General features: G+C 68.0%; 17 protein-coding genes. 9 read left to right on the forward strand and 8 right to left on the reverse strand.

All coding sequences use genetic code 11. The annotated features are described in order from the left end of the window. The first annotated feature begins 29 nt into the window (after nt 1-29). Both WS51_RS20465 and WS51_RS31235 read left to right on the forward strand, forming a co-directional pair. Nucleotides 30-2,606 (forward strand): [protein-PII] uridylyltransferase, encoded by a 2,577-nt coding sequence (locus WS51_RS20465; protein ID WP_069229704.1) that lies wholly within the window; start codon nt 30-32, stop codon nt 2,604-2,606. A gap of 16 nt (nt 2,607-2,622) precedes the next feature. After that, a complete protein-coding gene (locus WS51_RS31235; protein WP_081333590.1) occupies nt 2,623-4,524 on the forward strand; it encodes a pseudouridine synthase in 1,902 nt (633 codons plus the stop codon). 96 nt (nt 4,525-4,620) lie between these two features. On the opposite strand, the gene def is transcribed toward WS51_RS31235, so the two are convergent. The 5 genes from def to WS51_RS20495 form a co-directional block, all read right to left on the reverse strand. After that, nucleotides 4,621-5,154, reverse strand: coding sequence for a peptide deformylase (gene def / locus WS51_RS20475; protein ID WP_059448341.1), 534 nt, complete (start codon nt 5,152-5,154; stop codon nt 4,621-4,623). Then, nucleotides 5,151-7,226, reverse strand: a complete 2,076-nt coding sequence (gene ligA / locus WS51_RS20480; protein ID WP_059503280.1) for an NAD-dependent DNA ligase LigA — start codon at nt 7,224-7,226, stop codon at nt 5,151-5,153. The genes def and ligA overlap by 4 nt, the downstream gene beginning before the upstream one ends. A gap of 175 nt (nt 7,227-7,401) precedes the next feature. Then, complete coding sequence (locus WS51_RS20485; protein WP_059448343.1) at nt 7,402-8,694, reverse strand: cell division protein ZipA C-terminal FtsZ-binding domain-containing protein; 1,293 nt, start codon at nt 8,692-8,694, stop codon at nt 7,402-7,404. Nucleotides 8,695-8,779: 85 nt separating this feature from the next. Continuing rightward, nucleotides 8,780-12,292: a chromosome segregation protein SMC gene (gene smc, locus WS51_RS20490; protein WP_059448344.1), complete on the reverse strand. Its 3,513-nt coding sequence runs from the start codon at nt 12,290-12,292 to the stop codon at nt 8,780-8,782. A 139-nt stretch (nt 12,293-12,431) separates the two neighbouring features. Next, complete coding sequence (locus tag WS51_RS20495; protein ID WP_069229705.1) at nt 12,432-13,373, reverse strand: DMT family transporter; 942 nt, start codon at nt 13,371-13,373, stop codon at nt 12,432-12,434. A gap of 158 nt (nt 13,374-13,531) precedes the next feature. Here WS51_RS20495 and dapC point away from each other — a divergent pair, with 158 nt between their 5' ends. From dapC to cls, 6 genes are all read left to right on the forward strand, one after another. Beyond that, nucleotides 13,532-14,764, forward strand: a complete 1,233-nt coding sequence (dapC, locus tag WS51_RS20500; protein ID WP_069229706.1) for a succinyldiaminopimelate transaminase — start codon at nt 13,532-13,534, stop codon at nt 14,762-14,764. 45 nt (nt 14,765-14,809) lie between these two features. Then, entirely contained in the window at nt 14,810-15,637 is an 828-nt protein-coding gene (dapD, locus tag WS51_RS20505; protein WP_006478479.1) for a 2,3,4,5-tetrahydropyridine-2,6-dicarboxylate N-succinyltransferase, read from the forward strand. After that, nucleotides 15,637-16,005 carry an ArsC family reductase gene (locus WS51_RS20510; RefSeq protein WP_059448347.1) on the forward strand — a complete coding sequence of 123 codons (369 nt, stop codon included), beginning with the start codon at nt 15,637-15,639 and terminating at the stop codon, nt 16,003-16,005. Before dapD ends, WS51_RS20510 begins: the two co-directional genes overlap by 1 nt. A gap of 87 nt (nt 16,006-16,092) precedes the next feature. Beyond that, entirely contained in the window at nt 16,093-17,232 is a 1,140-nt protein-coding gene (gene dapE, locus WS51_RS20515) for a succinyl-diaminopimelate desuccinylase (RefSeq protein WP_069229707.1), read from the forward strand. A gap of 11 nt (nt 17,233-17,243) precedes the next feature. After that, the gene (gene prmB / locus WS51_RS20520) at nt 17,244-18,152 is read left to right on the forward strand and encodes a 50S ribosomal protein L3 N(5)-glutamine methyltransferase (RefSeq protein WP_069229708.1); all 909 of its coding nucleotides are present in this window, start codon (nt 17,244-17,246) and stop codon (nt 18,150-18,152) included. A 113-nt stretch (nt 18,153-18,265) separates the two neighbouring features. Then, nucleotides 18,266-19,705, forward strand: coding sequence for a cardiolipin synthase (gene cls, locus WS51_RS20525; RefSeq protein WP_059798136.1), 1,440 nt, complete (start codon nt 18,266-18,268; stop codon nt 19,703-19,705). 121 nt (nt 19,706-19,826) lie between these two features. Here cls and WS51_RS20530 read toward each other — a convergent pair whose 3' ends face one another. Next, nucleotides 19,827-20,306: a glutathione peroxidase gene (locus tag WS51_RS20530; RefSeq protein ID WP_059503294.1), complete on the reverse strand. Its 480-nt coding sequence runs from the start codon at nt 20,304-20,306 to the stop codon at nt 19,827-19,829. A 136-nt stretch (nt 20,307-20,442) separates the two neighbouring features. On the opposite strand from WS51_RS20530, the gene WS51_RS20535 reads away from it, so the two are divergent. Further along, entirely contained in the window at nt 20,443-22,374 is a 1,932-nt protein-coding gene (locus WS51_RS20535) for an ATP-binding cassette domain-containing protein (RefSeq protein WP_059448352.1), read from the forward strand. A gap of 193 nt (nt 22,375-22,567) precedes the next feature. Here WS51_RS20535 and WS51_RS20540 read toward each other — a convergent pair whose 3' ends face one another. Then, the gene (locus WS51_RS20540; RefSeq protein WP_059770265.1) at nt 22,568-22,834 is read right to left on the reverse strand and encodes a DUF2866 domain-containing protein; all 267 of its coding nucleotides are present in this window, start codon (nt 22,832-22,834) and stop codon (nt 22,568-22,570) included. 132 nt (nt 22,835-22,966) lie between these two features. Continuing rightward, nucleotides 22,967-24,343 (reverse strand): DNA repair protein RadA, encoded by a 1,377-nt coding sequence (gene radA, locus WS51_RS20545; protein WP_044847946.1) that lies wholly within the window; start codon nt 24,341-24,343, stop codon nt 22,967-22,969. Between the last annotated feature and the right edge of the window lie 7 nt (nt 24,344-24,350).

The raw sequence follows: 24,350 nt of genomic DNA on the forward strand, positions 1-24,350 counted from the left end.
ACCGACCTGCTGACCCGAACGGCCCGCCCATGAGCGCTCACGCCGCCCCCTCGCCCGAAGCGCTGTCGCGGCGCGCCGAATTCAAGGCCGCCAAGGCCGACATGCTCGCGCGCTTTCGCAGCGCGGCGAACGTCGCATCGCTGATGCACGCGCTGTCGAAACTCACCGACGACGCGCTCAAGCGCGTGTGGGACGATTGCGCGCTGCCCGCGACGCTCGCGCTGGTCGCCGTCGGCGGCTACGGGCGCGGCGAGCTCGCCCCCTACTCCGACGTCGACATCCTCGTATTGCTGCCCGATGCGCACGACCCGTCGCTCGACGCACGCATCGAGCGCTTCATCGGAATGGCATGGGATCTCGGCCTCGAGATCGGCAGCAGCGTGCGCACGGTCGCGCAGTGCATCGAGGAAGCGTCGCAGGACGTCACCGTGCAGACGTCGCTGCTCGAGGCGCGCCGCATCGTCGGCAGCACCGCGCTGTTCGAGCGCTTCACCGTCCGGTATCACGAGGCGCTCGACGCGCGCGCGTTCTTCACCGCGAAGGTGCTCGAAATGCGCCAGCGCCACGCGAAGTTCCAGGACACGCCGTACAGCCTCGAGCCGAACGTGAAGGAAAGCCCGGGCGGGTTGCGCGACCTGCAGACGATCCTGTGGATCGCGCGCGCGGCCGGCTTCGGCAGCAGCTGGCGCGAACTCGACACGCGCGGCCTCATCACCGATCGCGAGGCGCGCGAGCTGCGCCGCAACGAAGGATTCCTGAAGACGTTGCGCGCGCGGCTGCACGTGATCGCCGGCCGCCGCCAGGACATGCTCGTGTTCGACCTGCAGACGCAGGCCGCCGAGAGCTTCGGCTACCAGTCGACGCAGGCCAAGCGCGCCAGCGAGCAGCTGATGCGCCGTTACTACTGGGCCGCGAAAGCGGTCACGCAGCTGGCGACGATCCTGATCCAGAACATCGAGGCGCAGCTGTTTCCCGCGACGAGCGGCATCACGCGCGTGCTGTCGCCCGATCGCTTCGTCGAAAAGCAGGGCATGCTCGAGATAGTCGACGACGGCGTGTTCGAGCGCCATCCGGACGCGATCCTCGAAGCGTTCCTGCTGTACGAGACGACCCGCGGCGTGAAGGGCCTGTCCGCCCGCACGCTGCGCGCGCTGTACAACTCGCGCGAAATCATGAACAACACGTGGCGGCGCGATCCGCAGAACCGCCGCACGTTCATGCAGATCCTGCAGCAGCCCGAAGGCATCACGCATGCGTTCCGGCTGATGAACCAGACGAGCGTGCTCGGCCGCTACCTGCTGAATTTCCGCCGCATCGTCGGCCAGATGCAGCACGACCTGTACCACGTGTACACGGTCGACCAGCACATCCTGATGGTGTTGCGCAACATCCGCCGCTTCGCGGTGGCCGAGCATGCGCACGAATACCCGTTCTGCAGCCAGCTGATCGGCAACTTCGAGCGCCCGTGGGTGCTGTATGTCGCGGCGCTGTTCCACGACATCGCGAAAGGCCGCGGCGGCGACCACTCGACGCTCGGGATGGCCGACGCGCGACGCTTCTGCCGCGAACACGGGATCGACGGCGACGACGCGGCGCTGATCGTATGGCTCGTCCAGCATCACCTGACCATGAGCCAGGTCGCGCAGAAGCAGGACACGAGCGACCCCGAGGTCATCAAGCGCTTCGCCGAAGTCGTCGGCAACGAGCGCTACCTCACCGCGCTCTACCTGCTGACCGTCGCCGATATCCGCGGCACGAGCCCGAAGGTGTGGAACACGTGGAAGGGCAAGCTTCTCGAAGACCTCTACCGGATCACGCTGGCGGTGCTCGGCGGCGCGAATCCCGACGCGCATTCGGAACTGAAGTCGCGGCAGGAGCAGGCGCTCGCGCTGCTGCGCCTCGAAACCGTGCCCGAAGACGCGCACCGCGCGCTGTGGGATCAGCTCGACATCGGCTTTTTCCTGCGCCACGACGCGGCCGACATCGCCTGGCAGACGCGTGTGCTGTACCGGTACGTGAACGCCGAAACCGCGATCGTGCGCGCACGGCCGTCGCCGATCGGCGACGCGCTGCAGGTGCTCGTGTACGTGAAGGACCGCCCCGACCTGTTCGCGGGCATCTGTGCGTACTTCGACCGCAACGGGCTGTCGGTGCTCGATGCACGCGTCAGCACGACGCGGCACGGCTACGCGCTCGACAACTTCATCGTCACGCAGACCGAACACGACGTGCGCTACCGCGACATCGCGAATCTGGTCGAACAGCAACTCGCGACGCGCCTTGCCGAAGCCGCTTCGCTGCCGGAACCGTCGAAGGGCCGCCTGTCGAGGCTGTCCCGGACGTTTCCGATCACGCCGCGCGTCGACCTTCGGGCCGACGAGCGCGGCCAGTACTACATCCTGTCCGTGTCCGCCAACGACCGGCCGGGCCTTCTCTATTCGATCGCGCGCGTCCTGGCCGAGCATCGGGTCGGCGTCCACGCGGCGCGGATCAATACGCTCGGCGAACGCGTCGAGGACATCTTCCTGCTTGACGGTGCCGGCCTGTCCGACAACCGCCTGCAGATCCAGCTCGAAACCGAATTGCTGCGCGCGATCGCAGTCTGAATGAATCACAGCGTTTATGCGCACCAAATTGACCGTCAAGAATCCGCGGCCGGCGTCGCCGACCCGCGCACCCGTCCGCTCCGGCAGCCTCGTCGCCCGCAAGGCGGTGCGCCCGGCCGCGCCGTCCGCGGCCGACAAGCCGCCGCGCCCGAAGAAGGCCGCCGCACCGGCCGCCGCCGGCGAGCGTGCGTTCAAGCCGCGCGGCGCGGAGGACCCGGGTGCGGATCGCGCTCCGGCGAAGCGCACACCGCGTGATGGCGCCGCCGAACGCGGTTATCGCAGCGATGCGAAGCCGGGCGGCCGCGCCGAAGGCGGTGCACGTGCGCCCTATCGCGACAAGGCAGCCGGTGAAGGCGAAAAGCGCAGCTTTGGCGAACGCCGTACGTCGTCCGATCGCCCGGCGCGGCGTAGCGACGACGATACGCGCCCGCGCCGCGCAAGCGGAGAAGGCGCTGCTCGCGCACCGTATCGCGACAAGGCGGCCGGCGCAGGCGAAAAGCGCAACTTCGGTGAACGCCGTACGTCCTCCGATCGCCCGGCGCGGCGTAGCGACGACGATACTCGCCCGCGCCGCGCAGGCGGCGAAGGCGCTGCACGCGCACCGTATCGCGACAAGGCGGCCGGCGCAGGCGAAAAGCGCAGCTTCGGCGAACGCCGTACGTCGTCCGATCGCCCGGCTCGCCGCAGCGACGACGATGCGCGCCCGCGCCGCGCAGGCGCCGAAGGCGCTGCACGCGCACCGTATCGCGACAAAGGAGCCGGCGCAGGCGAAAAGCGCAGCTTCGGTGAACGCCGTACGTCGTCCGATCGCCCGGCTCGCCGCAGCGACGACGATGCGCGCCCGCGCCGCGCAGGCGCCGAAGGCGCTGCTCGCGCACCGTATCGCGACAAGGCGGCCGGCGCAGGCGAAAAGCGCAGCTTCGGTGAACGCCGTACGTCGTCCGATCGCCCCGCACGCCGCAGCGACGATGATGCGCGCCCGCGCCGCGCAGGTGCCGAAGGCGCTGCACGCGCACCGTATCGCGACAAGGCAACCGGCTATGCCGAGAAGCGCGGCTTCGGCGAGCGCACCAACACCGATCGCCGCTCGACCGGCGCCGCGCTGAAGACCGCCCAACCGGTCAAGCGCCGCGCCGCCGACGTCGACCACGGCGACGAAACGGGCCTGATGCGCCTGTCGAAGCGCATGTCCGAACTCGGCCTGTGCTCGCGCCGCGAAGCGGACGAATGGATCGAAAAGGGCTGGGTGCTCGTCGACGGCGAACGCATCGACACGCTCGGCACCAAGGTTCGCCCGGACCAGAAGATCGAGATCGACGAGCGCGCGAGCGCCGCGCAGGCCGCGCAAGTGACGATCCTGCTGCACAAGCCGGTCGGCTATGTGTCGGGTCAGGCGGAAGACGGCTACGAGCCGGCGTCGGTGCTGATCACGCGCGCGAACCAGTGGAGCGGCGATCGCTCGCAAGTGCGCTTCTCGCCGCAACATCTGCACGCGCTCGCGCCCGCCGGGCGCCTCGACATCGATTCGACCGGCCTGCTCGTGCTGACGCAGAACGGCCGGATCGCGAAGCAGCTGATCGGCGAGCAGTCGGACATCGACAAGGAATACCTGGTACGCGTGCGCTACCGCGAACGACTGATCGACATCGACCAGCACTTCCCCGCGGAATCGCTCGCGAAGCTGCGTCACGGCCTGGAGCTCGACGGCGTCCCGCTGAAGCCCGCGATGGTGAGCTGGCAGAACGGCGAACAGCTGCGTTTCGTGCTGCGCGAAGGCAAGAAGCGTCAGATCCGGCGCATGTGCGAACTGGTCGGTCTCGAAGTAATCGGCCTGAAACGCGTGCGGATGGGCCGCGTGATGCTCGGTGCGCTGCCGCAAGGGCAATGGCGCTACCTGTCGGCCGACGAGTCGTTCTGACGGCAGGCACGCGCTCGCGTGCCGCGCAATGCAAAAAAGCCCGCGCAAGCGGGCTTTTTCGTTTCGGTACGGCGGCGGCGCGCGGCCGCCCGAACGTCAGTCGTCGTCGGCCGGATCAAGACCGGGAAACAGCACCTCGGTGAAGCCGAAGCGCGTGAAGTCGGTGATCCGCATCGGATACAGCTTGCCGATCAGGTGATCGTATTCGTGCTGCACGACCCGCGCGTGAAAGCCTTCGGCGACACGGTCGAGCTTCGCGCCGAACTGGTCGAAGCCGCTGTAGCGCACCTTCGCATAGCGGCTGACGACACCGCGCATGCCCGGCACCGACAGGCAGCCTTCCCAGCCCTCCTCCATGTCCGGCGGCATGTACTCGACCTTCGGGTTGATCAGCACGGTCTCGGGCACGGGCGGTGCGTCCGGATAACGGTTGTTGCTGCCGAAACCGAAGATAATGATCTGCAGCCCGACGCCGATCTGCGGCGCGGCAAGCCCCGCACCGTTCGCGTGATGCATCGTCTCGAACATGTCCGCGACGATCTCGTGCAGCTCGGGAGTATCGAACCGCTCGACCGGCTTGGCGACTTCGAGCAGGCGCGGATCGCCCATCTTCAGGATCTCGCGAATCATGGCGTGTTGCCCTCCAGGAGTTGGTGCAGTCCGTCTTCGTCCAGCACGGGGATGCCGAGTTCCTCGGCCTTCGCGAGCTTGCTGCCGGCGTCGGCGCCCGCGACCACGTAATCCGTCTTCTTCGATACCGAGCCCGCGACTTTCGCGCCCGCCGCTTCGAGCATTTCCTTCGCCGCGTCGCGCGTGAGCGTCGGCAGCGTGCCCGTCAACACGACCGTCTTCCCGGCGAGCACGCCCTGCGGCGCCTTCGGCGCGGGCGGGCCTTCGGCCCACGTGACCTTGCCGGGCGCACGCAGCTGTTCGATCACCGTGCGGTTGTGCTCTTCCGCGAAGAACTGATGGAGAGACTCGGCCACGATCGGCCCGACGTCGTTCACTTCGAGCAGCTCCTCGATCGATGCGTTCATGATCGGGTCCAGCGATCCGAAGTGCTTTGCGAGATCCTTCGCGGTCGACTCGCCGACATGGCGGATCCCGAGCCCGTAGATGAAGCGCGCGAGCGTCGTATGCTTCGCCTTTTCGAGCGAGTCGAGCAGATTCTGCGCGGACTTCTCGGCGAACCGGTCGAGCTCCGCGAGCGTCGCGAAACCGAGATTGAACAGGTCGGCCGGCGTGCGCACGAGGTTCAGCTCGACCAGCTGATCGATGATCTTCTCGCCGAGCCCGTCGATGTCGAGTGCGCGGCGCTGCGCGAAGTGCCACAGCGCCTGCTTGCGCTGCGCCGGGCAGAACAGGCCGCCCGTGCAGCGCGCGATCGCCTCGTCGGGCAGGCGTTCGATTTTCGAACCGCACACCGGGCACTCGGTCGGCATCACGAACTCGGCCGCATCGGCCGGCCGGCGGTCGAGCACCGCGCCGACGACTTCGGGGATCACGTCGCCCGCGCGCCGCACGATCACGGTATCGCCGATCCGGATGTCCTTGCGGCGCACTTCGTCCTCGTTGTGCAGCGTCGCGTTGGTCACCGTGGCACCGCCGACGAACACCGGCTCGAGCCGTGCGACCGGCGTGATCGCGCCCGTGCGGCCGACCTGCACGTCGATCGCGACGAGCTTCGTCAGCGCTTCCTGCGCGGGGAACTTGTGCGCGAGCGCGAAGCGCGGCGCGCGCGACACGAAGCCCAGGCGATCCTGCTCGTCGCGCCGGTTGACCTTGTAGACGACGCCGTCGATGTCGTACGGCAGCGACTCGCGCTTCTCGCCGATCTTGCGGAAGAAATCCAGCAGGCCGTCGGCGCCGCGCACGACCGCGCGCTCGCGGTTCACCGGCAGGCCGAGCGACTCGTACCAGTCGAGCAGCGCGCTGTGCGTGTCCGGCATCGGCATTCCGTCGAGCACGCCGATCCCGTACGAGAAAAACGACAACGGACGCTGCGCGGTGATCTTCGGGTCGAGCTGGCGCAGGCTGCCGGCCGCCGCGTTGCGCGGATTCGCGAATTCGCGCTGCTCGGCCGCGCGCTGGCGTTCGTTCAGGCGTGCGAAATCGCGCTTGAACATCAGCACCTCGCCGCGCACGTCGAGCACGGCCGGCACGTGCCGGCCCTTCAGCTTCAGCGGAATCGAGCGGATCGTGCGGACGTTCTCCGTCACGTCCTCGCCGGTCGTGCCGTCGCCGCGCGTCGCTGCCTGAACGAACACGCCGTTCTCATAGCGCAACGAGATCGCGAGCCCGTCGAACTTCAGCTCGCATGCGTATTCGACGGGGTCCGTAACCGAGCCGGCGAGATCGGTCGTCTTGTCGAGCGCATCGGCGACGCGCTTGTCGAACGCGACGATGTCCTCGTCGGCGAAGCCGTTGTTCAGCGACAGCATCGGCGCATCATGGACGACCGGCGTGAAGCCGCTCGCGACTTCGCCGCCGACGCGCTGCGTCGGCGAATCGGGCGTCACGAGTTCGGGATGATCGGCTTCGAGCTGCTGCAGCTCGCCAAAGAGTCGGTCGTATTCGGCGTCGGGCAAATCCGGCTGGTCGAGCACGTAATAGGCGTAGTTCGCCCGCTCGAGTTGATCGCGCAGCCACGCGGCACGCGCGTCGGGCTGGCTGGCTGGCGGTTCGGCTTGGGTTCGGGCCATGCTGGCGGCAATTCGTTCTGGAAAATCGGATGTTCGATTATCTCAGTTTGACGTCGCGGCGGGGGCGCACGATGCGTGCCGCGCGGCGGGCCGCTGCAGTGCACGCCGACGATGTATGTGTGCACTGCAACGACGACGGGCGACGGCACCGCAAGCCGTCGCCCCTTGAAGCGCGTTACTGGCTGAAGAGGCGGCGCGTGACCGGCGAACCGGCCGGGATGCCCGCTTCCTCGAGCTTCGCGTACAGCTTCATCAGTTGCTGGTCGATCGCCGCCAGCGTCGATTCCGGCAGCGGCCGGCGCGAATCGTCGACGACTCGCGCGCCGATCCGCTCGGACAGCGACTTCGCGTAGTCGCACATCAGCCGGAACGGCAGGATGTCCTCCTCCGCCACCGGCACGTCGAGCACCAGCGTGATCATGTTGCCGCCCTTGTAGGTCAGGTCGTCACGCAGGAAGTTCGTGTCGCCGAACTGCAGCATGAATACGGGGTTCTGTTTCGCGTCGAGCTTCACGAAGCGCGTGCCGTCGCGCGACAGCAGCAGCCCGTCCTGCGAAGCCACGGCCTGCACGTAGTTCGCCGACCACGGCGCGCCGTCCGACATCACGTTGATCGACAACTGCGCGTCGCACTGCGCGGCAAAGCCGTCGAGCTCGCGCGCCATCGCGACCGTCTCCATCATGTCGGGGAATTCCGGCGCGCCGTCGATCGCGTCGGCGAACTGCTGCACGCCCGTCACGAATTCGGAGAATTCGAGCTCGTTCAGCGCACCGCTACGGTTCGCGAGCTGCGCGGCCGCGCGCAGTTCTTCATAGCGCACGCCGTTCTGCAGCAGCTCCCACTGGCCGCCTTCCGGCTTGCCCTCGATATGGACGGGCTTGGTGCCCGCGCGGCGCAGCCGTTGCGCGACCGGCAGGATCTTGTCGCCCGGCAGCGGCGCGCCGAGGCGAATCGGCACGATGCAGTCGATCCGGCGGTCGACGATCGCGGGCGGCGCCGACGAAATGGTCGTCGCGGCGGGCAGCACGGGTTCGGCCGGTTCGTTCGATGCGTCGGCAGCCGGTGCTTCCTGTGCGGCGGCGACCGCACCTTCGTCGACCTGCTCCGCATGCCCGCTCGACGCCGACGGCGCGTCGCCGCCGGTGGCCTCGGCCTGCAGGTCGGCCGGCGTGTCGGCAGGCGCCACGCCGCCGAAGGTCGGCTCGACGCGCGCGGCTTCGGCCGGCGCGCCCGCGGCCGCAGCGGCCGGTGCCGGCGCAGCGGATTCGCGGCGCACGGGCTGGCGCACCGGCTCGATGAACGGCAACTCTTCGTCGCGCTCGGGGCGATTCATCGCCTCGGCCGTTTCCTCCGGCATCGGGCGCGGCATCCTGCGCCGCACCTTCGCGCCCTGCCATGCGTTGTAGACCACGACGCCGCCCACCACGACGGCGCCCGCGCCGATCAATCCGAGTGTCAACTCGTCCATGCACGCTCCATCAGCAATTCTTGTTCGTCGGACCCGCGAACGGGCGCCCATGCGCCGCGCGAACGCGGTCCGGTCTCGTCAAACGTCAATTCTGGGCAAAACCCGCGGCGGTTTCCATGTCCACCGCGACGATCCGCGACACGCCCTGCTCCTGCATCGTCACGCCGATCAGCTGCTGCGCCATCTCCATCGCGATCTTGTTGTGCGAGATGAAGAGGAACTGCGTCTTGTCGGACATCGCGCGCACCAGATTCGCGAAACGCTCGGTGTTCGCGTCGTCGAGCGGCGCGTCGACCTCGTCGAGCAGACAGAATGGCGCCGGGTTCAGCTGGAACATCGCGAACACCAGCGCGGTGGCGGTCAGCGCCTTCTCGCCGCCCGACAGCAGGTGGATGGTCGCGTTCTTCTTGCCCGGCGGCTGCGCCATCACCTGCACGCCGGCATCGAGGATCTCGTCGCCCGTCATGATCAGCTTCGCCTGGCCACCGCCGAACAGGCGCGGGAACAGGTCGCTGAAGTGACGGTTGACCTCGTCGAAGGTGCCCTGCAGCAGCGTGCGGGTTTCCTGGTCGATCTTGTGGATCGCATCCTCGAGCGTCGTGATCGCGTCGGTCAGGTCGGCCGACTGCGCATCGAGGAACACCTTGCGCTCGCTCGCGGCCTTCAGCTCGTCGAGCGCGGCCATGTTGACCGGGCCCAGCGCGTTGATCGCGTTGTTCAGGCGCGTCACCTCGCCCTGCAGGTACGACGGCTTCAGGTCCGGCGTGAGCTTTTCGCGCAGCGCTTCCTCGTCGACCTCGGCCGCCGTGAGCTGCTCGGCGAACTGCTCGACGGCCAGGCGCGCGGCCTGCTCCTTCAATTGCAGCTCGGTGATGCGGTCGCGCAGCGGCTGCAGCGAACGCTCGGCGACGAGACGCTGCTCGTCCGATGCACGCAGCTTCGCGGTCAGGTCGTCGAGTTCGATCCGCGCGGCCTGCAGCGCCTCTTCCTTCACCGCGCGAATTTCGAGCGCGTCCTGCAGGCCCGTGTGCGCGGTCTGCTCGTTGATCGTTTCGAGTTCGGCGCGCGCGTCTTCCAGCGACGCGGCGACGCGCTCGCTCTGCTCGTGCGCGACCTGGATGCTGCGCTTGAGCTCGTCGATCCGCGTGACCGCGTTGCGCGCGGCGAAGCGTGCGTCGTTCGCGCCGCGCTCGAGGTCGCGCGCTTCCTGGCGCGCCTGCGTCAGCGATTCATCGAGCGCCTCGAATGCGAGCTGGTTGTCCTCGAAGCGCGCCTGCAGCTCCGCGAGTTCGCCGTCGAAACGCTCGAAGTTCGCTTCCGATTCCGCGCGCAGTGCACGCTGCTCGTCGATCTGCGCGCCGATTTCCTCCAGCTCCTCGCGGATCTGCGTACTGCGCTGCGTGTAGCGCTCGTGCGCCTGCGCGAGCTTGAGCACGTCCATCTGCAGCGCATGCACGCGCTGCGTCGCGCGTTCGGCCTGCGCGCGCACGTCGCCGAGCGCCTGCGTGGCCTGCGTGTGCGCCGCCTCCGCGCGCACGGCGGCGGTGCGCGCCTCGTCGGCGAGCAGCGCCTGCGCGCGCACCTGGCGCGTCAGATTCTCGATTTCCTGCTGACGGGCCAGCATCCCGGCCTGCTCCGAATCGGCCGCGTACAGCTGCACGCCGACACGCGTGACGACATGGCCCGCCTTGACGACGAATGCGCCGCCGGCCGGCAGTTGCGCGCGCATCGCGAGCGCCTGCGCGACGTCGTCGGCGACGTACACGTTGCCGAGCCAGTCGTTCAGCACCGCACGAATGCCCGCATCGTCGATGCGCACGAGCGACAGCACCGGGCGCAGCCCGGCCGCGGCCGCGGGCGGCTCACCGGCCGCGGGCGGCGCGTAGAACGCGAGCTTCGCGGGCGGCGCATCGGTCGCGAACGCCTTCACCCAGTCGAGATTCGACACTTCGAGCGCCGCGAGGCGCTCGCGCAGCACGGCCTCGAGCGCGGCTTCCCAGCCGGCCTCGACGTGCAGCTTCTTCCACAGACGCGGCAGCGCGCCGAGCTCGTGCTTGTCGAGCCACGGCTGGATCTTGCCTTCGGTCTGCACGTTCTCCTGCAGTTGCTTGAGCGCGGCGAGCCGCGCCTCGAGCTGGTGAATCTGCGCGCTTTCGGCCTGCACGCGCTCCTGCGCGGCACGGCGCTCGCCGTCGAGGCGCGGCAGCGCTTCCTGCGCATCGGCCAGACGTGCCTGGGCTTCGGCGAGGATCTCTTCCTGCTCGGCGAGCTGCATGCGCAGCTCCTCGAGCTGCGCTTCGTCCGGTGCGTCGAGCCCGCCCGCCTCGGACTTCAGGCGTTCATGGCGCTGCTGAAGCTGCTGGAGCTGCTGGTCGGCATTGCGCTGGTGCGCGGCCTCGAGCTTCAGCGACTGCTCGGTCTGCGCGATCCGCGCGCGTTCTTCGTTGAGCTGCGCCTGCGCATCGCGCCATTTCGCCTCGAGCGCCGGCAGCGCGTCGTGTTTCGCGGCTGCGTTGTCCTCGGCGAGCGCGGCCTTCTCGTCGGCCATCGCCCGCGCCTCTTCGGCTTCCTCGAGCTCGTCCTGCGCCTTCTCGGCCTGCGCGCGCCATTGCTCGCGCTGCGCGTTCAGCGCGGCGATCTGCGCCTGCACGCGGTTGCGCGATTCGACGATGAACTTGATCTCGGCCTCGAGGCGGCTCACTTCGGCGTTCGCCTCGTAGAGCGCGCCCTGTGCGCCCTGCATCGCATCGCTCGCCGAATAATGCGCGACCCGCAACGTCTCGAGCTGCGACTCGACTTCGCGCAACTTCGCCGTCTGCGCCTCGAGGTCGATCTGCGCCTGCTCGATCGCGCGCTGCTGCTTCTGCTGCTCGCCCGCGGCCTCGTTCTTGCGCAGCAGCCACAACAGGCGCTGCTTCTCCTCGCCGTCGGCGACGAGTTCCTTGTATTTGGTCGCGACGACGGCCTGCGCCTCGAGCTTCTCGAGGTTCGCGCCCAATTCGCGGACGATGTCCTCGACGCGCGTCAGGTTCTCGCGCGTGTCGTGCAGGCGGTTCTCGGTCTCGCGACGGCGTTCCTTGTACTTCGACACACCCGCGGCTTCCTCGAGGAACACGCGCAGTTCCTCCGGCTTCGCCTCGATGATCCGCGCGATCATGCCCTGCCCGATGATCGCGTATGCGCGGGGCCCGAGGCCCGTGCCGAGGAAGATGTCCTGGATGTCGCGGCGGCGCGCCGGCAGGTTGTTGATGTAGTAGCTCGACGTGCCGTCGCGCGTCAGCACGCGCTTCACGGCGATCTCGCCGTACTGGCCCCACTGGCCAGCCGCGCGGCCGTCGGAGTTGTCGAAGATCAGTTCGACGCTGGCCCGGCTGCCGGGCTTGCGGGCGGTCGAGCCGTTGAAGATGACGTCCTGCATCGACTCGCCGCGCAGCTCGGACGCGCGCGACTCGCCGAGCACCCAGCGCACGGCATCGATGATGTTGGACTTGCCGCACCCGTTCGGGCCCACCACGCCGACAAGCTGGCCCGGAACCTGGAAATGCGTGGGATCGACGAAGGATTTGAAGCCAGCGAGTTTGATCGAGCTCAGACGCACGGCGGTATCGGATGTGAAGAAGGTGTGAAACGGACGGGGCCGCGACGCGCGGGGCCGGACGGCCCGTGCACGCGATGCGCCCCGGAATTCAAAAGCGGGGCCGCGCGCATCCAGCGTTGGGCCCCGCAAACGGCTTCCATCATACCATCGCGCGCGCGCCGTCCCGCCCGTCGCCGGGTTTGCCCGATGCCGGCGCGGCACGATGCACGCGGCTCGACAGCAGCGTCGCCAGCACGATGCACGCGCCGCCCGCCCACTCGCGCGCGCTCGGCAGTTCGTTCGCGAACACCCATGCGGACAGCGCGGTGATCACGATCTCGAACAGCATGATGATCGATGCGCGGTTCGCGGGCACGCGTGCGAGGCCATATTGGACCAGCAGGTTGTTCGCCGCCATCGTCACGCCGATCGCGGCGACGATCATCGCGGCGATGCCGAGCTGGCCGCCTGCCGGTGCGGCCGGCAGCCCCTCGAACAGCGACGCGATCGCGCCGAACACCGCCGCGCCGCCGAACAGCGTCGCGGTGCGCATCTCCGCGCGCATCTCCGGCAGCTCGCGGCTCGCCTTGATCACGAGCACGTTGCTCATCGCGAAACTCAGGCCGGCCGCGAGCCCTGCCCATTCGGCCGGGTTGGCCGGCAGCGGCATGCCGAGGCTCGGCGACCACAGCATCAGCATCGCGCCACCGATCGACAGCGCCGCGAGCCCCGCACCGGCCCAGGTGAGCCGCTCGCGCAGCAGGAAATGCGCGTAGACCGCGGTCCATGCGGGCGTCAGATAGAACAGCAGCATCACGCGCAGCACTTCGCCGTGGATCGTGCCCCACACGAAACCGAGGTTCGTCACGCCGGCCGTGATCGCAATGCCCGGCAGCACCCAGTGCCAGCGCAGCGTCGCGATGGTGCGGTGCCGCACGACGATCACGAACACGAACGCGACGAGGCTGGTCAACGCGCTCGCCAGAGTGCCGGTCACGCCGAGCGATGCGAGGATCCGCAGCGGATACCAGATCAGGCCCCATACCGATGCGCCGATCAGGATGGCCAGCGTCGGCAGGCTGCCGCGTACCGCGTTGTTCATTTGCTTCGATACCCTTTGTTCGACCGGCCCGGCCGCCGTTCCGGCGGGCCGTGACCGCATTGCGTCACGCTATAATCGTCCGTTGCGACCCGCGCGCCGTCGGCGCCCGTTCGCAGCCGTGCGGCAGCCGCGCCGCCCCTTTCGCTCCAACCGGCCGTGTGGCCGCTTCGCCCGTGAACCCTCGACTCGACTCGCTCCAGCCCTACCCCTTCGAAAAGCTGCGCGCCCTGTTCAAGGACGTGACGCCCTCCGCCGGCCTGAAACCGATCAGCTTCGGCATCGGCGAGCCCAAGCACCCGACGCCGGCGCTGATCCGCGATGCCGTCGTGGCTTCGCTCGACGGCCTCGCGTCGTATCCGGCCACGGCCGGCTCGGACGCGCTGCGCACGTCGATCGCACACTGGCTGGAACGCCGCTACGGGCTGCCGTCGATCGACCCGGCCACGCAGGTGCTGCCCGTGTCGGGGTCGCGCGAGGCGCTGTTCTCGCTCGCGCAGACAGTGATCGATGCCCGCCCGCGCGCGGACGGCAAGAAAGCGATCGTACTCTGTCCGAATCCGTTCTATCAAATTTACGAAGGTGCGGCGCTCCTGTCCGGTGCCGAGCCCTATTTCGCGAACAGCGACCCGGCGCGCAACTTCGCGTGCGACTACGCGGCCGTGCCCGATGAAGTGTGGGCGCGCACCCAGCTGCTGTACGTGTGCTCGCCGGGCAACCCGACGGGCGCCGTGCTGACGCTCGACGACTGGCGCGAGCTGTTCGCGCTGTCCGACCGCCACGGCTTCGTGATCGCGTCCGACGAGTGTTATTCGGAGATCTATTTCGACGAAGCGGCGCCGCCGCTCGGCGGTCTCGAGGCCGCTCACCGCCTCGGTCGCGGCTTCGAGCGGCTTGTGATGCTGTCGAGCCTGTCGAAGCGCTCGAACGTGCCGGGCATGCGCTCGGGCTTCGTCGCCGGCGACGCCGCGCTGCTGAAGAAATTCCTGCTGTACCGCACCTACCACGGCGCCGCGCTGTCGCCGGTCTGGCAGCACGCGAGCATCGCCGCGTGGAACGACGAGGCGCACGTGCGCGAGAATCGCGCGCAGTACCTGCAGAAGTTCAGCACGGTCACGCCGATGCTGGCCGACGTGATCGACGTGAAGCTGCCCGATGCCGCGTTCTACCTGTGGGCCAATGTCGCGCGCACCGGCCTGTCGGACACCGAGTTCGCCCGCCGCCTGTACGCCGACTATAATGTGACGGTTCTGCCCGGCTCGTACCTGGCGCGCGACGCGCACGGCACGAATCCGGGCCGCGATTTCATCCGGATCGCGCTCGTCGCGGGCACCCCCGAATGCGTCGAGGGCGCGCAACGCATCGTCGATTTCTGCCGGGCTCTCGCGCGGTAAGTCGTCCATCCCGATCAATTCCATTCATCTCCTGCGAAAACGAACATGTCGCAACAACTTCAGCAAATCATCGACACCGCCTGGGAAAACCGCGCCGAGCTGTCGCCGAAGGCCGCGCCCGCCGACGTCCGCGAAGCCGTCGCTCACGCGATCGAGCAACTCGACAAGGGCGCGCTGCGCGTCGCCGAGAAGATCGACGGCAACTGGACGGTCCACCAGTGGCTGAAGAAGGCCGTGCTGCTGTCGTTCCGCCTGGAGGACAACGCACCGATGCCGGCTGGCGGCTACTCGCAGTTCTACGACAAGGTGCCGTCGAAGTTCGCGAACTACACGGCCGAAGACTTCGCCGCGGGCGGCTTCCGCGTCGTGCCGCCGGCCATCGCACGCCGCGGCTCGTTCATCGCGAAGAACGTCGTGCTGATGCCGTCGTACACCAACATCGGCGCGTACGTCGACGAAGGCACGATGGTCGACACGTGGGCGACCGTCGGCTCGTGCGCGCAGATCGGCAAGAACGTGCACCTGTCGGGCGGCGTCGGCATCGGCGGCGTGCTCGAGCCGCTGCAGGCGAACCCCGTCATCATCGAAGACAACTGCTTCATCGGCGCGCGCTCGGAAGTCGTCGAAGGCGTGATCGTCGAGGAGAACTCGGTGATCTCGATGGGCGTGTACCTCGGCCAGAGCACGAAGATCTACGATCGCGAAACGGGTGAAGTCAGCTACGGCCGCATTCCGGCCGGCTCGGTCGTCGTCGCCGGCAACCTGCCGTCGAAGGACGGCTCGCACAGCCTGTATTGCGCGGTGATCGTGAAGAAGGTCGACGCGAAGACCCGCGCGAAGGTCGGCCTGAACGAGCTGCTGCGAGGCGACTGATGGCCAAGCCGCGCACCGTGGTCGTCTACGGCATTCCGAACTGCGACACCGTGAAGAAGGCCCGCGTGTGGCTCGACGATCACGGCGTCGAGTTCGAGTTCCACGACTTCAAGAAGCTCGGCGTCAGCGCACCGCTCGTCGAAGACTGGCTGAAGGACGTGTCGCTCGACGCGCTCGTGAACAAGCGCGGCACGACGTGGCGCGGCCTGGACGACGCCATGAAGGCAGCCGCGGAAACGAAGTCCGGCGCGGTCGCGCTGATGATCCACAAGCCGTCGGTCATCAAGCGCCCCGTGCTCGTCATCAACGGCCGCGTGAAATCGCTCGGCTTCGCCGCCGATCAGTACGCGGCGCTGTTTGCCGCATAGGGCCGCCCGCGCGGCGCTTGGCGCTGCACGACGCCCCATCGCTGCCGGCCACCGCGCCGGCATTTTTTATCGAAAGTGGTCCGAACCATGTCCGCCACCCTAGCCCTTACCGAACAGCTGATCGCCCGCGCGTCCGTCACGCCCGACGACCAGCACTGCCAGCAGATCATGACCGAGCGCCTCGCCGCGCTCGGCTTCGAATGCGAGACCATCGCGTCGCAGGGCGTGACCAACCTGTGGGCCGTCAAGCGCGGCACCGACGGCCGCGACGGCAAGCTGCTCGCGTTCGCGGGCCACACCGACGTCGTGCCGACCGGCCCGCTCGAGCAATGGACCTCTCCGCCGTTCGTTCCCGCGCATCGCGACGGCAAGTTGTATGGCCGCGGCGCGGCCGACATGAAGACGTCGCTCGCGGCGTTCGTCGTCGCCTCCGAGGAATTCGTCGCGGCGCACCCCGGCCACCGCGGTGCGATCGCGTTCCTGATCACGAGCGACGAGGAAGGCCCGGCCACCGACGGTACCGTGAAGGTCGTCGAGCTGCTCGAAGCACGCGGCGAGCGTCTCGATTACTGCATCGTCGGCGAGCCGACGTCGACCACCGAACTCGGCGACGTCGTGAAGAACGGCCGCCGCGGCTCGATGTCGGGCGAGCTGATCGTCAAGGGCGTGCAAGGCCACATCGCCTATCCGCACCTCGCGAGGAACCCGATCCACCTGCTCGCGCCGGCGCTCGCGGAGCTGGCCGCCGAACAGTGGGACGAAGGCAACGAATACTTCCCGCCGACCACCTGGCAGGTGTCGAACCTGCACGCAGGCACCGGCGCGACCAACGTGATCCCCGGCCACGCGGATCTGATGTTCAACTTCCGCTTTTCGACGGCCAGCACGGTCGAGGGCCTGCAGGCCCGCGTGCACGCGATCCTCGACAAGCATGGCCTCGAGTACACGCTGAAGTGGTCGGTGAGCGGCCTGCCGTTCCTCACGCCGCGCGGCGAGCTGTCGAACGCGCTCGAGAACGCGATCCGCGCCGAAACGGGCCTCACGACCGAACTGTCGACGACGGGCGGCACGTCCGACGGCCGCTTCATCGCGCGCATCTGCCCGCAGGTGATCGAATTCGGCCCGCCGAACGGCAGCATCCACAAGATCGACGAACACATCGACGTGCGCTTCGTCGACCCGCTAAAGAACGTGTACCGGCGCGTGCTCGAACAACTGATTGCCTGACGGAGCCCCGCATGACGACACCTTTTGCAACCGTTCGCGACCTGCTGCGCTATGCGGTCACGCGCTTCTCGAAGGCGAAACTCTCGTTCGGCCACGGCTCGGACAACGCGTACGACGAAGCCGCCTACCTCGTGCTGCATACGCTCGACCTGCCGCTCGATACGCTTGAGCCGTTCCTCGACGCGCGCCTCTTGCCCGACGAAATCGCGGCCGTACTCGCGGTGATCGAGCGACGCGCGACCGATCGCGTGCCGGCCGCGTACCTCACGCATGAAGCATGGATGCATGGTCACCGCTTCTACGTCGACGAACGCGTGATCGTGCCGCGCTCGTTCATCGGCGAACTGCTCGACGACGGGCTGCAGCCGTACGTCGCCGATCCCGAGCAGGTCGGCGCGGTGCTCGAGCTGTGCACCGGCTCCGGCTGCCTCTCGATCCTCGCGGCGAGCGCATTCCCGAACGCCGAGATCGACGCGGTCGACCTGTCGGACAAGGCACTCGAAGTCGCGGAAATCAACGTGCGCGACTACGGCCTCGAAGACCGCATCGGGCTCTACCGCGGCGACCTCTACGCACCGCTGCCCGCGTTCCGGACCGATCCCGACTCGCGCTACGACGTGATCCTGACGAACCCGCCGTACGTGAACGCTTCGTCGATGGCCGCGCTGCCGCCCGAATACCGGCACGAGCCCGAGATGGCGCTCGCGGGCGGCGACGACGGCATGGACATCGTGCGGCGCATCGTCGCCGAAGCGCACAAGTGGCTGCACGACGACGGCGTGCTCGTGGTCGAGATCGGCAACGAGCGCGAGCACGTCGAGGCCGCGTTCGGCGGCCTCGAGCTCACGTGGCTGCCCACCAGCGCGGGCGACGACGCCGTGTTCCTGATCCAGGCATCGGACCTGCCGCGCAAAGCCTGACGACACGCCGCGATCCAACCGTGGGGTACGGCACACCGTTGTCCCGCACGGTTGGGTAAGATGCGCGTAAGCGGCCGTCGCGCCGCACGACTTCAGGAGTCCGTCACGCGCCCATGACCCTCGACTGGCTACATCTCGGCACCCTGATCCTGGCCATCCACGTGCTCGGGATCATCGGGGCGTGTCATGCGATCATGAACACGCGCACGTCGCAAGGCGCGATCGCGTGGGCCGTGTCGCTCGCCGCGATGCCGTACCTGACGCTCATTCCGTATCTGTTCCTCGGCCGCAGCAAGTTCTCCGGCTACGTCGACGCACGGCGCCACGAGATGGAGGCGCTACGCACGCACACGCCGCTCGCGCCGTGGACCGATGCGGACGCAACCGACGGGCCGGCCGCCGACGCGATCGGCCGCGCCGCCATGCTCGCGCTCACACGGCTGGGCGGAATGCCGTTCGTCGGTGGCAACGCGGTGCGCACGCTTGTGAACGGCGATGCGACCTTCTCGGCGATCCTGTCGGCGATCGACACCGCACGTGATTACGTGATCGTCCAGTTCTTCATCGTGCGCGACGACGCGCTGGGCCAGATGCTGCGCGACGCACTGCTCGCCCGCGCGGCGGCCGGTGTGCGCTGCTACGTGCTGTACGACAGCATCGGCAGCTTCGACCTGCCGCACAGCTACGTCGACACGCTGCGCCGCGGCGGCGTCGAGGTCCATCCGTTCGCAACCCACCGCAAGTTCGTCAACCGCTTCCAGCTCAACTTCCGCAACCATCGCAAGATCGTCGTCGTCGACGGCAATCGCGCATTCGTCGGCGGCCACAACGTCGGCGTCGAATACCTCGGCGCGAACCGTCGCCTGTCGCCATGGCGCGACACGCATATCGAGATCCGCGGGCCGGTGGTCGCCAGCATTCAGTACGTGTTTGCCGAAGACTGGCACTGGGCCACGCAGACGCTGCCGCCGCTCGCAGCACCGCCGCAGGCGCTGCCCGACGACGCGATGCATTGCCTCGCCGTGCCGATGGGGCCGGCCGACAAACAGGAAACCGGCTCGCTGTTCTTCGTCGAGGCGATCAACGCCGCGCGCGAACGCGTGTGGATCACGACGCCGTATCTGATACCCGACGAAGCGGTGATCGCCGCGCTGAAGCTGGCGGTGATGCGCGGCGTCGACGTGCGCATCCTGATCCCGAGCCGGCGCGACCACTACGTCGTGTTCGAGGCGTCGAAGCTCTATGCGCGTGATCTCGTCGACGCGGGCGTCAAGGTGTTCCGCTACCGGCCCGGATTCCTGCACCAGAAGGTCGTGCTGATCGACCGCGTCGCCGCCGCGATCGGCAGCGCGAATCTGGACAACCGCTCGTTCCGGCTCAACTTCGAAATCATGGTGCTGACCGTCGATCGCGCGTTTGCCGACGAGGTCGAGGCCATGCTCGACGCCGATTTCGCGCAAGCCTACGAAGTCGATGCGAACGAATATCGGCACTCGCCCGCGTGGCGGCGCATCGCGATGCACGTCGCGCGCCTGTTCGCACCGATCCTGTAGCAGCCGAGCGAGCGCCCGACGCGCGCCGCACGGAAGCGGCACACGCTTTCGCGGCGCTCGGCTCGCCGCCGTAGCCACTGCCCGTTCGGTCCGGACGGACGGCCCGCCCGGCTGCGACGCGTTACAACAGCTTCTCGATATCCGCGGCGATTTCCTCGGGCTTGGTCGACGGCGCGTAGCGCTTGACGATCCGCCCGTCACGGTCGATCAGGAATTTCGTGAAATTCCACTTGATCGCCTTCAGGCCGAGGATGCCGGGCGCCTCGTCGGTCAGGTAGCGGTACAGCGGATGCGCGTGGTCGCCCTTCACGTCGATCTTCGCGAACATCGGGAACGTGACGCCGTAGTTGCGCTCGCAGAACGCGCCGATCTGCGAGGCGTCGCCCGGCTCCTGCTTGCCGAACTGGTTGCACGGGAAGCCGAGCACGAAGAAACCGCGCGCCGCGTACTGGTCGTACAGCTTCTGCAGGCCCGCATACTGCGGCGTGAAACCGCACTCGCTCGCAGTATTGACGATCAGCAGCACCTTGCCGCGGTACGCATCGAGCGACGCCGGCTGACCGGCGAGCGTCTCTGCGCTGAACGAATACAGGGTGGACATCGGGCACTCCTTTTACGAAACCGGATCGACGTGGAGTCTAGGCCAAATCGCGCCGTTGCGGCACCTGCCGAACGGCCGATATCCGGGGCGACGCGCGTGCAGTCTAGAATAGCGGTTTTGGTCAGTCATTCCCGCCGTGATCCGTTTCAATCAGTTCAGCCTTGCGCGCGGCACCAAGCCGCTGTTCGAGTCAGCCTCGTTCGTGCTCAATCCCGGCGAAAAGGCCGGCCTGATCGGCGCGAACGGCGCCGGCAAATCGACGCTGTTCTCGGTCCTGCGCGGCGAGCTGCATTCCGACGCCGGTGATTTCGCGATGCCGCCGTCGTGGCGGATCGCGCACGTGTCGCAGGAAACGCCTGCCGTCGACCGTTCCGCGCTCGACTACACGCTCGACGGCGACACCGCGCTGCGCGAGATCGAGGCGCGGATCGCCGCCGCCTCGGCCGCGCATGACGGCGCCGCCGAAGCCGACGCGCATGCGGCCTTCGCCGACGCCGACGGCTATACCGCACCCGCGCGCGCCGAAGCGCTGCTGCTCGGCCTCGGCTTCACGCTCGCGCAGACGCGCGAATCGGTCGCCAGTTTCTCCGGCGGCTGGCGCATGCGGCTGAACCTCGCGCAGGCGCTGATGTGCCGCTCCGACCTGCTGCTGCTCGACGAACCGACCAACCACCTCGACCTCGATGCGATCGTCTGGCTCGAGGACTGGCTGCACCGCTACGCCGGCACGCTCGTCGTGATCTCGCACGACCGCGAATTTCTCGACTCGATTTGCAACGTCACGCTGCATCTGGAAAATCGCCAGGTGAAGCGCTACGGCGGCAATTACTCGCAGTTCGAAGTGCTGCGCGCGCAACAACTGGCGCTGCAGCAAAGCGCATACGAAAAGCAGCAGAAAACGATCGAGCACCTGCAGAGCTTCGTCGACCGCTTCAAGGCCAAGGCGACCAAGGCCAAGCAGGCGCAAAGCCGGATGAAGGCGCTCGAGAAGATGGAGCTGATCGCGCCCGCGCACATCGCCTCGCCGTTCACCTTCGAGTTCCGCACACCCGACGCCGCGCCGAATCCGATGATGGTGATGGAGGATGTCCGCTGCGGCTACCACGCCGACGACGGCGGCGAGATTCCCATCGTCGAACGCGTGACGCTGTCGATCCAGAACGGCCAGCGCATCGGCCTGCTGGGCGCGAACGGCCAGGGCAAGTCGACGCTGATCAAGACGCTGGCCGGCACGCTCGCGCCGCTGTCGGGCCAGGTGCGCGACGGCAAGGGGCTGACGATCGGCTATTTCGCGCAGCACCAGCTCGAAACGCTGCGCGAGGACGATTCGCCGCTCGCGCATCTTGCACGGCTCGCCCCCGATACGCGAGAGCAGGAGCTGCGCGATTTCCTCGGCGGCTTCAATTTCTCGGGCGATATGGCGACGAGCCCGGTCGGCCCGTTCTCGGGCGGCGAAAAAGCGCGGCTCGCACTCGCGCTGATCATCTGGCAGAAGCCGAACCTGCTGCTGCTCGACGAACCGACCAACCACCTGGACCTCGAAACGCGTCACGCGCTGACGATGGCGCTCGCGCAGTTCGAAGGCACGCTGATCCTCGTCTCGCACGATCGCCACTTGCTGCGCGCGACCACCGACCAGTTCATGCTCGTCGCGAAGCACCGTCTGCAGCCGTTCGATGGCGACCTCGACGATTACCGCGATTGGCTGCTGCAGCATGCGGCAGAGCAGCGCGCGGCCGCGAAGGCCGACAGCGCGGCGGCAGCGGGCGCGGATCCGGGCGTCAATCGCAAGGATCAGAAACGTCAGGCGGCCGAGGAGCGCCAGCGGCTGTCGCAGTTGAAGAAGCCGCTGCAGAACCGCATCACGAAACTCGAAAAGGAAATGGAAACGCTGCACGCGGAGAAGGCGCGCCTCGACGCGTTCGTGGCCGATCCATCGAGCTACGAGGCCGCGCGCAAGACGGAACTGACCGACGCGATCCGCAAGCTCGGCGAGGTCAATACCCGGCTCGAGACGGTCGAGGCGGACTGGCTCGCAGCGCAGGAAGAACTCGAGCAGATCGGCTGAACGCTGCCCCGGGCGCCGTCGGCCGATCGTTGCATCGGCCACGCGCGGCATCGCCGGGCTGGGTGAGCGCGCGACGCACCGCCCCGGCTGCGCCTGGCTCGGAAACGACAAGGCCGGGCACCCTGGCCCGGCCTTGTCGTCATTGTCGCGTTCGCCGTCGTCGCATCAACTGCCCGCCGGCGCCGCCGCCCGTTCAACGCCGTGGCAACGTATCGCGCGGCATCTGCTCGTCGTCGCCCATCAGATGGCGCCGCCCTTCGGTCGGCCGGCGGATCGCCGCAGCGACCTCCGCCTCCGTCACGTCTTCCGACACGACCCGGCGTGCCAGGCGCCCTTCGTCGTCGATCCACTCGACGATCCGGCATCCACCGCCCCACGGCTGAACGATCGGCTCCGACACGCGGCAGCCGCGCAGGTTGTAACTGCGTCCGCCCGACGTTTCCCCATACTGTTTGAACATAGGTTCCCTTCGCATTGCGCGGTTCGACAATCCGCCCAAGGATAGGGAAAAGCGATGTCCGGCGGGTTACATCAGCCTACATATTCTTTACAACGAATTACGCGACAGATCGCGGCCGGCCGGCGCGCACGATCATTCGAGATCGCGCACGCGGTCGATCGCCTGCTCGATGCGCTCGACGGCCATCACGTTCAGCCCTTCGATCGGCTGTTTCGGCGCGTTCGCCTTCGGAATCAGCGCCGCCGTGAAACCGAGCTTCGCCGCCTCGCGCAGCCGCTCCTGACCGCGCGGGGACGGCCGGATCTCGCCCGCCAGCCCGACTTCGCCGAATACGATCAGGCCCTTCGGCAGCGCCTTGTTGCGCATCGACGAATGGATCGCGAGCAGCACCGCGAGGTCGGCGGCCGGTTCGGTGATCTTCACGCCGCCCACCGCGTTCAGGAATACGTCCTGGTCGAAACACGCGATGCCCGCGTGCCGGTGCAGCACCGCGAGCAGCATCGCGAGCCGGTTCTGTTCGAGGCCGACCGCGAGCCGGCGCGGGTTCGGCACGTGAGCCGTATCGACGAGCGCCTGGATTTCGACGAGCAGCGGGCGCGTGCCCTCCTGCGTGACGAGCACGCAGGAACCGGGCACGACCTGTTCGTGCTGCGACAGGAACAACGCGGACGGATTCGCGACACCGCGCAGCCCACGCTCGGTCATCGCGAACACGCCGAGCTCGTTGACCGCGCCGAAGCGGTTCTTGAACGCGCGCACGAGCCGGAACGACGAATGGGTATCGCCTTCGAAGTACAGCACCGTGTCGACGATGTGCTCGAGCACGCGCGGGCCGGCGAGGTTGCCCTCCTTCGTCACGTGCCCGACCATGATGATCGCCGTGCCGGACTGCTTCGCGATGCGCGTGAGCTGCGCCGCACACTCGCGCACCTGTGCCACCGAACCGGGCGCCGACGTCAGGGCTTCGGAATAGACGGTCTGGATCGAGTCGATGACGGCGACGTCCGGCCGTTCCGCGTCGATCGCGGCCTGGATCTTCTCGAGCTGGATCTCGGCGAGCAGCTTCAGCTCGGCCGCGGGCGCGCCGCCGTCGAGCAGCGCGAGCCGTTGCGCGCGCAACGCGATCTGCGCGGCCGATTCCTCGCCGCTGATATAGAGCGCGCGACGCTCGCTGGCGATGTCCGCGAGCGACTGCAGCAACAGCGTCGACTTGCCAATGCCCGGATCGCCGCCAATCAGCACGACGCCGCCCGGCACCAACCCGCCGCCCAGCACGCGGTCGAATTCGCCGATGCCGGTGGAGAAGCGCGGCACGTCGGCCGCCTCGATGTCGACGAGCCGCTGCACGGGCGCGCGCTTCGCGAGCGACTGGAAGCGATGCGCGGCGGGCGACTCGGCGACCGATTCGACGAGCGTGTTCCAGGCCTGGCACGACGGGCATTGCCCCTGCCACTTCGGGGTTTGTCCGCCGCACTCGCTGCAGACGTAGACGGTTTTCTGTTTGGCCACGCGTGCT

This window comes from Burkholderia territorii, from assembly GCF_001718335.1.
Taxonomy (GTDB): Bacteria; Pseudomonadota; Gammaproteobacteria; order Burkholderiales; family Burkholderiaceae; genus Burkholderia; species Burkholderia territorii.

What these genes read in the sequence shown, in the direction of transcription:
- WS51_RS20465 (WP_069229704.1), top strand. Translation starts at nt 30, where the DNA reads ATGAGCGCTCACGCCGCCCCCTCGCCCGAAGCGCTGTCGCGGCGCGCC.
- def (WP_059448341.1), bottom strand. Translation starts at nt 5,154, where the DNA reads ATGATTCGCGAGATCCTGAAGATGGGCGATCCGCGCCTGCTCGAAGTC.
- dapD (WP_006478479.1), top strand. Translation starts at nt 14,810, where the DNA reads ATGTCGCAACAACTTCAGCAAATCATCGACACCGCCTGGGAAAACCGC.
- dapE (WP_069229707.1), top strand. Translation starts at nt 16,093, where the DNA reads ATGTCCGCCACCCTAGCCCTTACCGAACAGCTGATCGCCCGCGCGTCC.
- WS51_RS20495 (WP_069229705.1), bottom strand. Translation starts at nt 13,373, where the DNA reads ATGAACAACGCGGTACGCGGCAGCCTGCCGACGCTGGCCATCCTGATC.
- ligA (WP_059503280.1), bottom strand. Translation starts at nt 7,226, where the DNA reads ATGGCCCGAACCCAAGCCGAACCGCCAGCCAGCCAGCCCGACGCGCGT.
- WS51_RS31235 (WP_081333590.1), top strand. Translation starts at nt 2,623, where the DNA reads ATGCGCACCAAATTGACCGTCAAGAATCCGCGGCCGGCGTCGCCGACC.
- WS51_RS20485 (WP_059448343.1), bottom strand. Translation starts at nt 8,694, where the DNA reads ATGGACGAGTTGACACTCGGATTGATCGGCGCGGGCGCCGTCGTGGTG.
- WS51_RS20510 (WP_059448347.1), top strand. Translation starts at nt 15,637, where the DNA reads ATGGCCAAGCCGCGCACCGTGGTCGTCTACGGCATTCCGAACTGCGAC.
- prmB (WP_069229708.1), top strand. Translation starts at nt 17,244, where the DNA reads ATGACGACACCTTTTGCAACCGTTCGCGACCTGCTGCGCTATGCGGTC.
- WS51_RS20530 (WP_059503294.1), bottom strand. Translation starts at nt 20,306, where the DNA reads ATGTCCACCCTGTATTCGTTCAGCGCAGAGACGCTCGCCGGTCAGCCG.
- cls (WP_059798136.1), top strand. Translation starts at nt 18,266, where the DNA reads ATGACCCTCGACTGGCTACATCTCGGCACCCTGATCCTGGCCATCCAC.
- WS51_RS20540 (WP_059770265.1), bottom strand. Translation starts at nt 22,834, where the DNA reads ATGTTCAAACAGTATGGGGAAACGTCGGGCGGACGCAGTTACAACCTG.